We start from the raw sequence: 14,289 nt of genomic DNA, 5'->3' as shown, positions 1-14,289 counted from the left end.
CCTAAACACTCACGACCTGTCGCGGCAGGCTGCTTACTTGCCTTGGAAGGTGGGCTTGCGCTTGGCGACGAAGGCCTCGACGGCTTCGGCGTGGTCGGCCGTTCCGCCGAGCGCGGCCTGGGCGGCGTCCTCGGCGTCGAGGGCCTCGTCGAACGTCGACTGCGCGGCCAGGTTTAGCACGCTCTTGATCTTCGCGTAGGCCACGGTCGGGCCGGCCGCGAGCTTCGCCGCCACCTGCTGGGCGCGGGCCGCGAGCTCCGCGTCCGGCACGACTTCGGCGACCAGGCCGAGCCGCAGCGCCTCGGCCGCGTCGACGGTCCGGGCCAGCAGCATCAGCTCGGCGGCGCGGCCGTAGCCGACCAGCCGCTGCAGCGTCCAGGACGCGCCCGAGTCCGGGCCGAGCCCGACGTTGGCGAACGCCATCAGGAACGACGACGACTCGGCGGCGATCCGCAGGTCGCTGGCGTAGGCGAAGGCGGCACCGGCACCGGCGGCGGTGCCGTTGACGGCGGCGATCACCGGCTTCTCCATCGCCACGATCGCCTTGACGATCGGGTTGTAGTGCTCCTTCACGGTCTGTAGCGGGGCGGGGTCACCCGCTTGCAGCAGTCCCACGTGCTCCTTGAGGTCCTGCCCGGCGCAGAACGCCTTGCCGGAACCGGTCAGCACGACCGCGCGGACTCCCTTGTCGTCCGCCGCCTCGCGCAGTGCCGCGAGCAGTGCTTCCTTCAGCTCCACGGTCAGCGAGTTGTACGCCTGCGGCCGGTTGAGGGTGAGGGTGCGCACCCCGTCGGCGTCGGCGGTCAACAGGACGTCGGATGTGGTCACGTCTTCTCCTTGCGCGGAAAACTTCGGTCGGCCGAGAGTCTTTCACCTCGCGCGGGCCGCATACCAGCACCGATACGGCGGTAAAAGATCCCCTCCGCTGATGCGCCCGGCCGCTGATGAGGGACAATGGACACCAGACCCGGCTGGCTTTCACGCGAGCGCGACCCGGGCGCGCCGGTTGAGACGGAGGGAGCACGCTATGGCGGCCATGAAGCCCCGGACCGGAGATGGTCCCCTCGAAGTGACTAAGGAGGGGCGGGGCCTCGTGATGCGCGTACCGCTCGAGGGTGGTGGGCGACTCGTCGTCGAACTCTCCGCGGAAGAAGCGAAGGACCTCGGCGCCGCACTGGCGGAGGTCACCGGCTGAGCCTGCCTTCCCGATCCGTCCTTCCGTCGCACCCCGGTCTCCCTTCGGAGGCCGGGGTCGCGGTTCCTCTGCGCCCGAAGGTTGCTCACTGTGCGTAATCCGCTACCGCCCGTTCCGGCTACCCTGCTCGACATCGAGGTCGCGGGACAGCTCCGCCGCGGCCTCCCGACGGCCCGGCTGGTGGCCGCGCCCGACAACGATGACGTCGAGCCCTTGGAGATCGAGGGCGTCCGGATCAGCGGCAAGGCGGGCGACGTCCAGACGGTCCCCGGCACCGGCCCGCGCTGGGTGGCGGGGCTGGGCGGCGGCGAACCCAAGCAGTACCGCAAGACCGGCGCGGCCCTGGTTCGCGCTGTGCACGCTTCGCTGGCCGAGGACGTCGAAAACGGCGGCAAGGCGTTCCGCGCGGTGCAGCTGGAACTGCCCGAGGAGGCGTCCGGCGAGCACGTGACCGAGCTGGTGCTGGGCCTGCTGCTCGGCGGCTACCGGTTCAAGGTGACCGCCGAGGACCCGAAGCCGGTGGTGCGGACGATCCGGCTGGTCACCGCCGACGAGGCGGTGCCGGAGCTGGTCGAGCGGGCCGCGGCGCTCGCGGCGGCGACGGCGCTGACCCGCGACCTCGCGAACACGCCGTCCAACGTGAAGACGCCGGCCTGGCTGGCCGACACCGCGGCCCGCGTCGCCGGCTCGCGCGTCGAGGTGACGGTCCGGGACGAGAAGTGGCTGGCGGCGGAGGGCTTCGGCGGCGTCCTGGCGGTCGGCGGCGGTTCGGCGCGGCCGCCGCGGCTGGTCGAGATGACGTACCAGCCGGCCGGCGCGACCCGGCACCTGCTGCTGGTGGGCAAGGGCATCACGTTCGACACGGGCGGCCTGTCGATCAAGCCGGCCGACGGCATGCACCTGATGCGCACGGACATGGCGGGCGGCGCGGCGGTGATCGCGGCGACCCGCGCGATCGCGGCACTGGGGCTGCCGGTCCGGGTGACGGCGCTGGTCCCGTGCGCGGAGAACCACGTCTCGGGCTCGTCGTACCGCCCGGGCGACATCGTCCGCCACTACGGCGGCAAGACGACCGAGGTGGGCAACACGGACGCGGAGGGCCGGATGGTCCTGGCCGACGCGCTGGCGTACGGCATCCGCAAGTTCTCCCCGGACTACGTGGTCGACGCGGCGACGCTGACCGGCGCGATGAAGGTCTCGCTGGGCCTGCGCACGGGCGGCCTGTTCGCCTCGGACGACGCACTGGCGGCCGCGGTGTCGGAAGCGGGCGCCCGGGTGGGCGAGGCCTGGTGGCGGATGCCGCTGGTGGAGGACTACGCGGAGAACGTCCGCGGCGAGTTCGGCGACGTCCGCCAGACCCCGGGCGGCCCTGGCGGCATCACGGCGGCGTTGTTCCTGCGCGAGTTCACGGCGGGACTGCCGTGGGCGCACCTGGACATCGCGGGCCCGGCGCGGTCGGAGAAGAACTACGACGAGGTGGTCCCGGGTGCGACTGGGTTCGCGGCGCGGACGCTGGTGGAGCTGGCGGCGTCGCTGAGCTGAGCCACCTCGGCGAGCAGCGCGGCGAGCTCGGCGGGCATGGTGATCATGCAGTCGTGGCCGGTCGGCAGCTCCCGCACGCGTGACCCCGGTGGGACGGGCCGCCGGGTGATGCCGTCCGGGCGCCCGCCGGTGCAGTGGATGTGCGTGCGGGGGATCGCGTGCACCGCCGGGTTGTCCAGCCGCACCGGTTCCTGGAGGCACCGCACCGGCTGGTCGGAAAGCATCGAGCGCAGCCAGGCGGCGTCTCCGGGGTCGGTCACCCCGAACAGGCCGAGCGGCGGTGGCAGCTCCGGCAGCGGCGGGACCCGCCAGCCGTCGACCGCGGCGTCGATGAGCTGTTCCGTGATCGGCATGACGTCCACCGCGGTTTCGCCGTCTTCCGGGACCATCGCGTCGAGGTACACCAGGTCCGCGATCCGCTCCGGGTGGCGGTTGGCGACCGAGGAGATCACCAGGCCCGCGTAGCTGTGCCCGACCAGCACGACGTCGTCGAGCGCCTCGACCAGCGTGGCGATGTCGTCGACGTGGGTGCCGAGCCCGACCTCCGGGCTCAGCAGGTGCGCCTTGTCGCCGTAGCCGGTCAGCGACGGCGCGAGCACCCGGTGCCCGGCCGATTCGAGCCGCGGGACCACCCGGTCCCAGCACCGTCCGCTGTGCCAGGCGCCGTGCACTAGGACGAACGTTGACATTTCCACCTCGGTTCCGGTCAGTGCCTCGGTACCATTCGGTAACCGGAACCATCGTGATCCACTCGACGCGCGGCGGGCAATAAGGCACTTTTCCGTGCCCCGGTTCTCTGGAGGTAACCGTGCAGGACGCGTGCCGGACCCGGGCGGTGCTCGACATCGTGGGCGACAAGTGGGCGCTGCTCGTCGTCCGCGTGCTGAAGGACGGGCCGCTGCGCTTCACCGAGCTCAAGCGGGCCATCGACGGGATCAGCCAGCGCATGCTCACGGTGACCCTGCGCGACCTCGAGCGGGACGGGATCCTGACCCGGACAGTCCGCGAAGTCATGCCGCCGCACGTGAGCTACGAGCTGACCTCGATGGGCCGGACGCTGCGCGAAGCCGCCGCGCCCCTGCTCGTCATCGGCTCGTCCGCCCGCCACGCCAGCCCGATCGTCCGGTACGGCGGCGGTGAAAGCGGCACCTCCGCCACCCCCGCCGGGGTGCCCGGCCCGAACCTCGGCAGCAGCGCCACCCCCAGCCCCGCCGCCACCAAGCCGCGCACGGTGTCCGACTCCTGGCCCTCGAACGCGATCCGCGGCGTGAAGCCCGCCGCCGCGCAGAGCTCGTCGGTCAACGTTCGCACGCCATACCCCTGCTCCAGCAGGACGAACTCCTCGTCCGCCAGCTCGGCCACGCGCACCGACGCCCGCCCGGCCAGCCGGTGACCGGCCGGGACCGACAGCAGGATCTCCTCGTCCACCAGGCCCGCGCAGGCCAGCGCCGGGACGGCCGGCAGCGGCGCCACCAGGGCGAGGTCCAGCTCGCCGGCCACGAGCCGGTCGACCATGTCCTGCCGCGAGCCCTGCACCAGCGTGAACCGCACGCCCGGGTACCGCGCGCGGTACCCGCGCAGCAGCGAGGGCACCAGCGACCGCCCGAGCAGGTGCAGGAACCCCAGCACGACGTGCCCCGACTCCGGTGACACCTCCTCGCGCGCCAGCCGGACGCCGGTCTCGACCGCCGCCAGGCCGCGCTCGGCCGCCTCGGCCAGCAGTTCCGCCGCGCGCGTCAGCCGGATGCCGCGGCCGTCCGGGACGGTGAGCGGGGCTCCGAGCGCGTCGGCCAGCGCGGCGAGCCGGCGGCTGACCGTCGGCTGCGGCACGCCCAGCAGCTCGGCGGCGCGTGTGATGTTCCTCGTCTCCCGCAGTGCGGCGAGCAACGGCAGGTGGGGCGTGACCTGCGCGGACAGCGAGTCATACGTCACCGCATCGATTCTGCCACTTGAACGCATTAGACGTATTGATTAGCGCTGCTTACTTTCGAATGGTGACTTCCACCCGCCGAGTCAAGACCGCCGTTGCCGCGGCCGGGATCTCCTCGTTCGCCCTGCTCTACGCGCCGCAACCGGTGCTGCCGCAGCTTGCCGCGCAGTACCACCTGGATCCCGGTGGGGCGGCGCTCGCGGTCAGTGTCGCGACCGGGGCGCTCGCCATCGCCGTGCTGCCTATCGCGGCGCTGTCCGAGGTGGTCGGACGGCGTCCGGTGATCCTGACGTCGGTTGTCGCGTCGGTGGTGATCGGGCTGCTGCTGCCGCTGATGCCGACGTATCCGGCGCTGCTGGTGCTGCGTGCGCTGCAGGGCGTGGCCATCGCGGGGTTCCCTGGGGTTGCGGCCGCGTACCTGGCCGAACGGCTGGGCCGCGCGGGCGTTGCGGCTGCGGTGGGCGCGATGATCGCCGGCAACACGGTCGGGGGGATGCTCGGGCGGTTGGCCAGTGGGTTCACCGCGGGGCCGCTGGGGTGGCGTGGAGCGTTGTTCGTCGTCGCTGCGGTGGGGGCGGTGTGCTCGGCCGTTACGGTTGTTGCGTTGCCGCCGGGGTCTCGTGCGGGGCGTTCCGGGGGTGTCGGGCGGGGGCTTTTGACGGCGTTGAGCAGGCCGGTGTTGCTGGCGCAGTACGCCGTGGCGTTGCTGGCGATGGGGTCCTTCGTTGCGCTGTACAACGCGGCTGGGTTCCGGCTTACCGGCCACCCTCTCGACCTGTCGCCGGCGATCGCGTCGCTGGTGTTCTTGGCTTATGCGACCGGCTCGGTGTCCTCGGCGGCGGCCGGGCGGCTGGTGGCGCGGGTGGGGCGCCGCCGTGCGCTGGTGGGTGCGTTGCTGTTGACCGCTGTCGGTGCGGCTTTGACGCTGCCGGATCACTTGCCGCTGGTCATCGCCGGGTTCTTGGTGCTGACGTGCGCGTTCTTCGCGGCTCACGCCGTTGCGAACGGGTGGGCGGCGGCTGATGCTCCGGAGGGGGCGCGCGGTCAGGTGGGTGGGATGTACACGGCTACGTACTACCTGGGCAGCAGCGTCGGCGGGGCTGCTGGGGCTTGGGTTTACGGGCACGCGGGGTGGGCTTGGCTGGTTGCCGTGGTGGCGGTGTGGCTGCTGCTGGCGGTGGCTGCGGTGGGGGCTGGGACTCGGGTGCGTGCTGAGCGGCTCGAGTTGGTGGGTGCTGGGTGAGACTCAGGTGGCTGCCGCCACCAGTAGTCCGCCGCCCACCGGCAGCAACGCCGGGACCAGGCGTTCGTCCTCGCGGAACGCCCGGGCCACCTCGCGCAGCGCCAGCGTCTCCGGGTCCCGGTGGGATGGGTCGATCACCCGGCCGCCCACCAGGACGTTGTGGAACGCGATGATTCCGCCGCGTCGCAGCAGCGATACCCCCAGCTCGTAGCACCCCGGGTACTCGATGTGGGCCGAATCCACGAACACCAGGTCGTAGCCGCCCGGGGTCAGGCGCTGCAGTACGTCCAGTGCGCGTCCGATGATCAACCGCGTCCGGCCCGGTGCGAAGCCCGCCTCGCGGAATGTCGTGCGCGCCGCGCGCTGGTACTCCGGCTCGACGTCGATGCTGGTCAGGACGCCGTCCGGGGCCATTCCGCGCAGGAGGCTCAGGCCGCTCACGCCTGCTCCCGTGCCCACCTCGACCACCGCTTTCGCGCACAGCGTTGCGGCCAGGAAGCGCAACGTCGCGCCCGCACCCGCGCTCAGGGGGGTGCAGCCCAGGTCCTCGGCCCTGGCGCGGGCCGCGGACAGCACCTCGTCGTCGGGCAGGTACCCGTCGACGAACCCGGAATCGGCCGGTGCGGCCGCAGGGGTGGGCGTGTTCACGCACGGAGGTTAGCGTTGGTTGTCGATAAATCCGCGCAGGCTCCCTGGTAAGCACCCGGGAAGAAGTTCTCAGCCTGCTCTCAGTCCAGTCTCACTAGAACCATAAGGAACCCGGAGAGACTGAAATCCGACCACACGGGAACACCGTGCCGACGACCCGCGTTGGGTGGAGCAGACAGGAGAAACACAGATGGAGGTGCCTGCTCCCGCTATGCAGAACGCCGTTGCCGACGCCGGGGCCCAGCCGGTGACCCTGGACGAGGCGACCTGGACGCCGCCGTCGTGGGACGAGGTCGTGCGCGAACACGGTGACCGTGTCTACCGGCTCGCCTACCGCCTCACCGGCAACACCCACGACGCCGAGGACCTGACGCAGGAGACCTTCATCCGGGTGTTCCGCTCGCTGGCGTCCTACAAGCCCGGCACGTTCGAAGGCTGGCTGCACCGGATCACCACCAACCTGTTCCTGGACATGGCCCGCCGCCGCTCGCGGGTGCGGATGGAAGGCCTGCCCGAAGACACCGACCGGATCGTGGGCGACGACCCCAGCCCCGAGCAGGTCTACTCGGACACCCACCTGGACCCGGACCTGCAGGCGGCGCTCGACGAGCTGCCCCCGGAGTTCCGCGCCGCCGTCGTCCTCTGTGACGTCGAGGGGCTGTCCTACGAGGAGATCGGCGCCACCCTCGGTGTCAAGCTGGGCACCGTCCGCAGCCGCATCCACCGCGGCCGTCAGGCGCTGCGCGCTTCGCTGGAGCGCCGTCGCGCTTACGCACCGCAGTCTGCGAAGGTGACGGTATGACCGCACCGCGAGGCTGGGGACTCCCCGAGTCGCACCTGCTGCCGGACGTCGTGGTGGCGTTCGTCGACGGCGAACTGACCCACGGCGCCCGCGACCGCGCGGCGTCGCACATCACCCGCTGCCCGGCGTGCGCCGCCGAGGTGCGCGCGCAGCGGCAGACCGGCGAGACCATCCGCCGCGCCGGGGCGCCGTCGATGTCGGCCGGGTTCCTGGCGAGCCTGCAGTCCATCCCGCAGCACACCGAGCTGCCGAGCAGCCCGGACAACCTGGCGATCACCGCGGACGGCCAGCTGGTCGCGGTCCAGCGCCCCGACCGGGTCGCCGGCCTGCGCGACGCGGGCGTCCTGGGCGGCGTCGCGCCGCTGGGCTCGTCGGCCCCGCTGGGCCAGTCCCCGAACGTCCTCGGCGGCGGCCGCTTCAAGCGCCGCGCGGCGCAGGGCGCTGGTGTGGTGGTGTCCGGTCTGGTGCTGAGCGCCCTGGCCCTCGTGGGGACGTCGGCCGACGGCGACGGGTCGCCGGAGACGGGCGGCGGTGCGCCGCAGCCGGCGAACCTGCTGCCGGCCCAGATGGCCGTACCCCAGCAACCGGCCGCCGTTTCGACGCCGCCGAGCACGACGCCGGTGGCGGTGCCGGCCGGCATCCGCTGAGCAGCTCCCCGAAGGCCGCCGCGAATCCTCTTCGTGGCGGCCTTCGGTATTTCCGGAGCACTTGCCCGCCGAGCCCGCCTCGGCAGCGAGTTCCGAACGCCGCGAATGACTCATTCGGGGCTTCGGACGTCCCGAATGAGTCATTCGCGACACCGGCGGCGGGTCGGCACCCTTTGGGGGAGGGGGCAAGAAACAGCCACTTCACCCACCGACCGGCAGACTCGGAGCACTGGGCTTGGGTATCGTCACGCCCAGCCACCTGATCTTCTGCACCGGGGAATGATGACCGAGCCGAACGTGAATCCCGAGCAGCCCGGCGCGCGCGAAGCCGACCGGCTGGGCCCGCGGCCGCTCGCGCGGCCGGCCGTCGATCCGGCGCAGGCCGCGGTGTTCGGCAGGCCGCAGGGCGTCGACGGGGCGTTCGACAAGCTCTACACCCCCCAGCAGGCCAACGGCGTCAACCTCGCCCCGCCCGCGCCCGAATCCCTCGCCGAAGCGTTCCGGCGGCCGCCCGGCGCCGAAGGCGTCCTGCTCGAACGGCCGCGGGAAGCCACCGGTGACGCGCCGGACGCCGAACCGCCGCTGTGGACGGGCACCCGCGACCCGTGGCGCGACCCCGGAGCCGCCGCGGTGCTCTCCGGGCCGGCCATGCCCGCCGAAGACGACGAGAAGCCGGTCAAGCGGCCGCCTGGGGCGCTGCTCAGCCTGCCCGAGGTGCTCTTCGGGCGGCGCGTGCAGCCGAAGGCGCTCGTCCTGCTCGGCGTCGTCGCACTGCTCGTCGGGGCGGCCGGCGGCTTCGTCGGCTGGTGGGTCGGTGACACCGGCACCGAGCTCACCGGCTCGGCCACCATCTCCGAAGCCGAAGCGGGCAAGGAACGGCCGGCCGGTTCGGTCGCCGACATCGCCAAGCGCGTCGCGCCCGCCGTCGTCTCGCTCGAGGTGTTCAAGCCCGGCGCCGAATCCGGCGAGCAGGGTTCCGGCGTGATGATCGACCCGCAGGGGTACGTCCTCACCAACGAGCACGTGATCGCCTCCGCCGCGGCGGACCCGGGCGTCAAGGTCACCGCCGTCTTCATCGACGGCACCCGCACCGAAGCCAAGCTGGTCGGCGCCGACCAGAAAACCGACCTCGCGGTGGTGAAGGTGAACGTCACCAACCCGACCGTGCTGCAGGTCGGCAAGTCCGCGGACCTGCAGGTCGGCGACACGGTGATGGCGATCGGCTCGCCCCTGGCCCTGCAGAACTCGGTGACGGCGGGCATCGTCAGCGCCCTGAACCGCCCGATCACGGCGGGCGGCGACAACGGCGCCCCACCGGTCACGTACGAAGCCATCCAGACCGACGCGGCGATCAACCACGGCAACTCGGGCGGCGCACTGGTCGACTCCACGGGCGCACTGGTCGGCATCAACTCCTCGATCCGTTCGGCGGGCGCGGACGGCGGCAGCATCGGCATCGGCTTCGCCATCCCGAGCGACTACGCGATCAAGATCGCGAAATCGCTGATCAAGGACGGCAAGGTCCAGCACGCCGACATCGGCATCAACGCGTCTTCGACGGTCGCGGGCTCATCGACGATGGGCGCCCAGGTGAAGAACGTCGCCCCCGGCGGCCCAGCGGCGAACGCGGGCATCAAGGAGGGCGACGTGATCACGAAGATCGGCAACCGCCTGGTCCGCGACTCGGCGGAGCTGACGGTCGCGGTCCGAGCGCACGACGTCGGCGAAGTGGTCCCGGTATCCCTGGCACGCGACGGCGCAAGCTTCGTCGTGGACGTAACCCTGGCTTCCGACTGAGTTCCCGCGTTCGGCCTGCCACCGCACAGGCCGGGACGGGTACCCTGGGCGGGTAGTTTCCGAGCGGAGGTAGACGGTGTTCGACAGTGTCGGATGGGGGGAAATCCTCGTCCTCATCATCGCCGGCCTCTTCATCCTCGGCCCGGAACGCCTCCCGGAGGCGGCATCCTGGCTGGCGAAGAGCGTGCGCAAGGTCCGCGAGTTCGCAACGGGCGCAAAGGAGCAGCTCCGCGAGGAGATGGGCCCGGAGTTCGACCAGCTGCGCAAGCCCCTGGAGGACCTGCGAGGCCTCCGAAACTTCGACCCGAAGCGAGTGGTGACGCAGCACCTGTTCGACGGCGACGCGGACCCGCTGGGCCTCAAGGGCATCACCAACGGAAGCCCGAACCTGAGCGGCACCAACGGGACCAACGGTTCAAACGGCCACCCGGTAACCCAACCGCAGGCAGCCCCAGAGCCCCTAAAGCCAGGCGAGCGCCCCCCGCAACCCCGATCCGAAGCCAGAACACGGCCGGTAGTACCGGGTCAAGGCACGCTTTCCCGCCTTGACGCGGTGCTACCGGCCGTAGTCACAATCGGGCTTCGGGGTGGCGGAAACCGAACAAGGCTCAGCGCCCAGCAGGAGTAACGTTCAGCATCATCCCAGCCAACCCACGAGCCTTAACGGTCAGCTTCTTCGCCGCATCCTTCAGCACCAGCGCAGCCGGAGCTTCAGGATCGGAAAGCACCAACGGCTCACCAGCATCCCCCTGGGACACCATCCGCGGATCCATCGGAATCTGCCCCAGCAGCGGCACCTCGGACCCGATCGACTTCGTCAGCGACTCCGCCACCGTCGCCCCACCGCCCGAACCGAAGATCTCCATCCGCTCCCCGGACGGCGTCTCCAGCCAAGACATGTTCTCGATAACCCCGGCCACCCGCTGCCGAGTCTGCAACGCAATCGCCCCAGCCCGCTCAGCGACCTCCGCCGCCGCCTGCTGAGGCGTGGTAACCACAAGAATCTCCGCATTCGGAATCAACTGAGCCACCGAGATGGCAATATCCCCGGTACCCGGCGGCAGGTCCAGCAGCAGGATGTCCAGATCACCCCAGAACACATCAGCGAGGAACTGCTGCAACGCCCGGTGCAACATCGGCCCACGCCACACCACCGGCGTGTTACCCGGGGTGAACATCCCGATCGAGATGACCTTCACGCCGTGAGACTGCGGCGGCATGATCATCGTGTCGACCTTGGTCGGCTTCTCCCGCGCCCCCAGCATGCGAGGGATCGAGTGCCCGTAGATGTCCGCATCCACGACACCCACCGACAACCCCCGAGCCGCCATCGCAGCAGCCAGGTTCACCGTCACGGACGACTTGCCGACCCCACCCTTACCCGAGGCCACGCAGTAGACCCGCGTCATCGACCCAGGCTGAGCGAACGGAATCACCGGCTCGGCGGCATCCCCGCGCAGCGACTTCCGCAGCTCGGACCGCTGCTCATCGCTCATCACGTCGAGCTCGACGCGAACGTCGACCACGCCGGGGAGCTTCGAAACCGCCTCACGAGTGTCGTTGGTCAGCGTCGCCTTCAGGGGACAGCCGGCCACGGTCAGGTAGATCCCGACGGTGACAACACCGTCCGAACCCACCGAAACATCCTTGACCATCCCCAGGTCCGTGATGGGTTTCCGGATCTCGGGATCTTGCACGCTCTTCAGCGCGCTGCGGACATCGTCGACGCTGGGGAGCTGCTGCGTACTGGTCACCCCGTCATGTTACGAGCCGGTATTCGCCCGCTGAACCGCACCCGGTAGTCCGGGAGGCCCAGGTCCTGCCGTTCCGCCTGCGTCGACAGGGCGTCGCCCTGTCGGACGCGCCCAACGGATTTATCGTCCGTCATGTCGGCTGAACAGGCGAATCGGCAGTGCGACATTCGGCCGATGGACGATTCCGTAATTGAGGAACATCTCCGCTACCTGCGAAGACTCGGCGCACGCAACGACACCATCCGCCACCGACGCGACTGCCTCCGCCGCCTGGCCCGCAACCTCGGTGTCCCCCTGCTCGAAGCGACTGCTCACGACCTCGACCGCTGGCAGGACAAGATCGCCGACGCCAGCCGCCGGCCGAAGCCCCTGACGAAGTCCGCGGTCGCCACCTACACCAGCCACACGCGAGCCTTCTACAAGTGGGCCCACCACGTCGGCAGACTTGAGGCGAATCCCGCGCTCGACCTGGACATCCCCAAGATCCCCACCCGCGTACCCCACCCGATCCCCGAAAACGACCTCAAGCTCGCACTCCGGTGCGCCACCGCCCTGATCCTCATCTGGCTCTGCCTCGCTGGCTGGTGCGGCCTCCGCGGCGGCGAAATCAGCAGGCTCACCGGCGAGTCGGTGATCGACGAAGGCGACGTCATCTTGCTGCGCATCGACGGCAAGGGCGGCAAGGAACGCATCGTGCCCGTGCCGAAAGTGATGCACGAGATGCTGCGTTCCTGGGTCAAGCGCGGCCCCCTGTTCCACACCAGCACCGGACTGCCGGTCAACCCCGACTACGTCAGCCGCACCGTGTCGCAGTTCTTCGCCGCCCTGGGAATGCCCTACACCCTGCACTGGCTCCGGCACCGCTTCGGCACCCAGCACTACAAGCTGGTCAAGGACATCCGGGCGACACAGGAACTCATGGGCCACAGCTCACCGGCCACCACCGCGATGTACGTCCAGCTGTCCCAGGACCGCGCCGCGCGATCGATGGACAAGCTCGGTAAGACGCTGCCACAGCCCGGCCGACGGCGATCGGCATGACCAGCGCGCGGCGGGGAGGCCGCGACCCACCACCCGGGCCGAGCGAACGACGCCAGCCCCGCACCACGCAGGACGGCCGGGCGCGCTGTTACCGCGCCCGGCCGCCTACCCACCCTAAGACCTCACCAGCAACCGGAGCACCCCGTGAGCACCCGCATCACCGACACCGCGATGTCCAGCACCAGCACCGACCACACCGCCCGCCGCACCCACCCCACCGGCCAATGGCGCGTCTCCTGGCTCCCCCACCGCCTCCTCACCCGCACCGAAGCCGCCACCGCCATGACCATCGCCGAAGTCATCGCCAGCCGCCCCGCGCCCGACAACCGCATCTGGGCCGCCGTCACCGCCTGGGCCGCCGAGCTCGACCTGACCGCCGACCAGGCCGCCACCCTCGCCGGCGGCCGCCGACTCCACATCCTGTCCACCGGCTGCTGGTGCACCCCGGCCACCACAACCGACGGACACGCCGAGCCCGACGGCAGCGACCCCGTCTTCGCCGCAACCGACAACGACCCGATCACCGCCGACGGCGAACTGCTCGAGGTGCTCCGGTGACCGCCGGCGCGCACCGGGCGCCCCCGCTCCCGCGCCGACGCCCGCGGCACCTCAAGCCCACCGACGGACACTGGTGGCGCGCCCGCCTCATGGGCGGCGTACTGCTCGCCACCGCGGCCGCGCTCCTCGTCGGCGTCCTCGGCGAGCTGGCGGCATCCCGATGAAGCGGCAGCTGCTGCGCGCCGCCGTCGTGCTCACCGCGCTGCTCGTCCTGATCGCCGGCACCGCCGCCGGCTCCGAACTGCGGACCTCCGTCCTCGACCTCGCGCAGCGCCTGGTGCTCATCGGGATCGTCGTCGGCCTGCCCGCTGCCTGCTACCTCGCCTGCGTCGCGCTCTGGCGCACCACCACCTGGACAGGATCCCCATGACCCACTACCGCACCGGCGACCCCGAACCGGGCGACGGCGTCGACGTCCTGCTCAACGAGCAGCCCGGCCAGACCCGATACCTCGCCCGCCTGCAGCACGGCTGGGTCTGGATCAACAGCAAGAGCAACCTCGACCGACCGGACAAAAACCGGACACCCACACCGCTCACGTGGAAATTCGCCACCGCCGCCGACGGGCCACCGACCGACCTGCGCACGCTCACGGATGCCGAAACCGTCGAATGGTTGGCATCCTGAACACGCCGACGCCCCGGCACAGATCACGTGTGCCGGGGCGCCAGGTCTCTACCGGATCTGCTCGAGCAACGCCGCCCACGAGGCCGCGGGGACGTCCAGTTCGCCGGCCGCCCGGGCCTTGCTGTCGCGCAGACCGACGGCGGGCGTGTCGAGGGCCACCTCGACACATTGGTTGTCCTGTGCGGAATGGCTCGAAATCCTCCAGTTTCTGTCGGTCCTAATAGGTACGATCATCCAGTTCCACCCTTATTGCTGGGGCGCTGCCTTGAGCGCCGTGATGGCACCGGCGATGGCCTCCTCTGTGGCGGCGGAGGTCATCGCCAGCCGTAGCAGCGACTCGACCGCGTCGCGGTAGGCCGCTACGTCCTCGTCCGCGTGCAAGATCTGGCCGCTGCGCCGGTTCTCCAAGAGCCTGTCTTGGATCTTGGTTAGGTGGTCCTGGCCCGCTGTTTCTGGCGGGTCAGGCGCCTGGTCATGATAGTGATCATGGAGAGGTTGATGAAGG

The 14,289-nt window shown here is 70.8% G+C and carries 17 protein-coding genes and 3 pseudogenes; 13 read left to right on the top strand and 7 right to left on the bottom strand.

Going from position 1 to position 14,289, the window contains the following annotated elements:
• Positions 1-33: 33 nt before the first annotated feature.
• Positions 34-828, bottom strand: a complete 795-nt coding sequence (locus OO60_RS11990) for an enoyl-CoA hydratase-related protein (protein ID WP_003086570.1) — start codon at positions 826-828, stop codon at positions 34-36.
• 199 nt (positions 829-1,027) lie between these two features.
• Here OO60_RS11990 and OO60_RS45405 point away from each other — a divergent pair, with 199 nt between their 5' ends.
• Positions 1,028-1,195, top strand: a complete 168-nt coding sequence (locus OO60_RS45405) for a DUF3117 domain-containing protein (protein WP_013222969.1) — start codon at positions 1,028-1,030, stop codon at positions 1,193-1,195.
• 90 nt (positions 1,196-1,285) lie between these two features.
• Entirely contained in the window at positions 1,286-2,737 is a 1,452-nt protein-coding gene (locus OO60_RS11985) for a leucyl aminopeptidase family protein (RefSeq protein ID WP_033261365.1), read from the top strand.
• Here OO60_RS11985 and OO60_RS11980 read toward each other — a convergent pair.
• Complete coding sequence (locus OO60_RS11980; RefSeq protein ID WP_033261478.1) at positions 2,662-3,426, bottom strand: alpha/beta fold hydrolase; 765 nt, start codon at positions 3,424-3,426, stop codon at positions 2,662-2,664. The genes OO60_RS11985 and OO60_RS11980 overlap by 76 nt on opposite strands.
• Positions 3,427-3,545: 119 nt before the next feature.
• Here OO60_RS11980 and OO60_RS45810 point away from each other — a divergent pair.
• Positions 3,546-3,758, top strand: a pseudogene (locus tag OO60_RS45810) (winged helix-turn-helix transcriptional regulator); the annotation flags it as partial.
• A gap of 8 nt (positions 3,759-3,766) precedes the next feature.
• Here OO60_RS45810 and OO60_RS11975 read toward each other — a convergent pair.
• Positions 3,767-4,669, bottom strand: a complete 903-nt coding sequence (locus tag OO60_RS11975) for a LysR family transcriptional regulator (RefSeq protein ID WP_051767677.1) — start codon at positions 4,667-4,669, stop codon at positions 3,767-3,769.
• A 59-nt stretch (positions 4,670-4,728) separates the two neighbouring features.
• On the opposite strand from OO60_RS11975, the gene OO60_RS11970 reads away from it, so the two are divergent.
• Positions 4,729-5,910 carry an MFS transporter gene (locus tag OO60_RS11970; RefSeq protein ID WP_003086586.1) on the top strand — a complete coding sequence of 394 codons (1,182 nt, stop codon included), beginning with the start codon at positions 4,729-4,731 and terminating at the stop codon, positions 5,908-5,910.
• A 3-nt stretch (positions 5,911-5,913) separates the two neighbouring features.
• Here the strand turns inward: OO60_RS11970 and OO60_RS11965 are convergent, their stop codons facing one another.
• Positions 5,914-6,558: an O-methyltransferase gene (locus OO60_RS11965; protein ID WP_003086589.1), complete on the bottom strand. Its 645-nt coding sequence runs from the start codon at positions 6,556-6,558 to the stop codon at positions 5,914-5,916.
• Between the two features lie 211 nt (positions 6,559-6,769).
• Here OO60_RS11965 and sigE point away from each other — a divergent pair, with 211 nt between their 5' ends.
• The 4 genes and pseudogenes from sigE to tatB form a co-directional block, all read left to right on the top strand.
• Positions 6,770-7,360 carry an RNA polymerase sigma factor SigE gene (gene sigE / locus OO60_RS11960; RefSeq protein ID WP_003086591.1) on the top strand — a complete coding sequence of 197 codons (591 nt, stop codon included), beginning with the start codon at positions 6,770-6,772 and terminating at the stop codon, positions 7,358-7,360.
• Positions 7,357-8,007 (top strand): anti-sigma factor family protein, encoded by a 651-nt coding sequence (locus tag OO60_RS11955; protein WP_033261363.1) that lies wholly within the window; start codon positions 7,357-7,359, stop codon positions 8,005-8,007. Before sigE ends, OO60_RS11955 begins: the two co-directional genes overlap by 4 nt.
• Positions 8,008-8,286: 279 nt before the next feature.
• On the top strand, positions 8,287-9,804 hold the full coding sequence (locus OO60_RS11950; RefSeq protein ID WP_033261362.1) for a trypsin-like peptidase domain-containing protein: 1,518 nt from the start codon (positions 8,287-8,289) through the stop codon (positions 9,802-9,804).
• A 76-nt stretch (positions 9,805-9,880) separates the two neighbouring features.
• A pseudogene (gene tatB, locus OO60_RS11945) lies at positions 9,881-10,288 on the top strand (Sec-independent protein translocase protein TatB); the annotation flags it as partial.
• Between the two features lie 124 nt (positions 10,289-10,412).
• Here tatB and OO60_RS11940 read toward each other — a convergent pair.
• Positions 10,413-11,558: an Mrp/NBP35 family ATP-binding protein gene (locus OO60_RS11940; RefSeq protein ID WP_033261361.1), complete on the bottom strand. Its 1,146-nt coding sequence runs from the start codon at positions 11,556-11,558 to the stop codon at positions 10,413-10,415.
• Between the two features lie 132 nt (positions 11,559-11,690).
• On the opposite strand from OO60_RS11940, the gene OO60_RS11935 reads away from it, so the two are divergent.
• From OO60_RS11935 to OO60_RS11920, 5 genes are all read left to right on the top strand, one after another.
• A complete protein-coding gene (locus tag OO60_RS11935) occupies positions 11,691-12,599 on the top strand; it encodes a tyrosine-type recombinase/integrase (protein ID WP_081911186.1) in 909 nt (302 codons plus the stop codon).
• A gap of 144 nt (positions 12,600-12,743) precedes the next feature.
• Positions 12,744-13,157 carry a hypothetical protein gene (locus tag OO60_RS44970; RefSeq protein ID WP_051767675.1) on the top strand — a complete coding sequence of 138 codons (414 nt, stop codon included), beginning with the start codon at positions 12,744-12,746 and terminating at the stop codon, positions 13,155-13,157.
• Entirely contained in the window at positions 13,154-13,321 is a 168-nt protein-coding gene (locus OO60_RS46415; protein WP_156081303.1) for a hypothetical protein, read from the top strand. The genes OO60_RS44970 and OO60_RS46415 overlap by 4 nt, the downstream gene beginning before the upstream one ends.
• Entirely contained in the window at positions 13,318-13,527 is a 210-nt protein-coding gene (locus tag OO60_RS11925; protein WP_033261360.1) for a hypothetical protein, read from the top strand. Before OO60_RS46415 ends, OO60_RS11925 begins: the two co-directional genes overlap by 4 nt.
• Positions 13,524-13,784: a hypothetical protein gene (locus OO60_RS11920; protein WP_033261359.1), complete on the top strand. Its 261-nt coding sequence runs from the start codon at positions 13,524-13,526 to the stop codon at positions 13,782-13,784. The genes OO60_RS11925 and OO60_RS11920 overlap by 4 nt, the downstream gene beginning before the upstream one ends.
• Before the next feature lie 48 nt (positions 13,785-13,832).
• Here OO60_RS11920 and OO60_RS11915 read toward each other — a convergent pair whose 3' ends face one another.
• Both OO60_RS11915 and OO60_RS47480 read right to left on the bottom strand, forming a co-directional pair.
• On the bottom strand, positions 13,833-14,018 hold the full coding sequence (locus OO60_RS11915; protein ID WP_033261358.1) for a DUF397 domain-containing protein: 186 nt from the start codon (positions 14,016-14,018) through the stop codon (positions 13,833-13,835).
• 12 nt (positions 14,019-14,030) lie between these two features.
• Positions 14,031-14,289 (bottom strand): annotated as a pseudogene (locus OO60_RS47480) (hypothetical protein); the annotation flags it as partial.

The organism is Amycolatopsis vancoresmycina (genome assembly GCF_000716785.1).
GTDB classification, from domain to species: domain Bacteria; phylum Actinomycetota; class Actinomycetes; order Mycobacteriales; family Pseudonocardiaceae; genus Amycolatopsis; species Amycolatopsis vancoresmycina.
The sequence above is the reverse complement of the archived record's forward strand: the minus strand, read 5'-3'. Positions and strand labels throughout refer to the sequence as shown.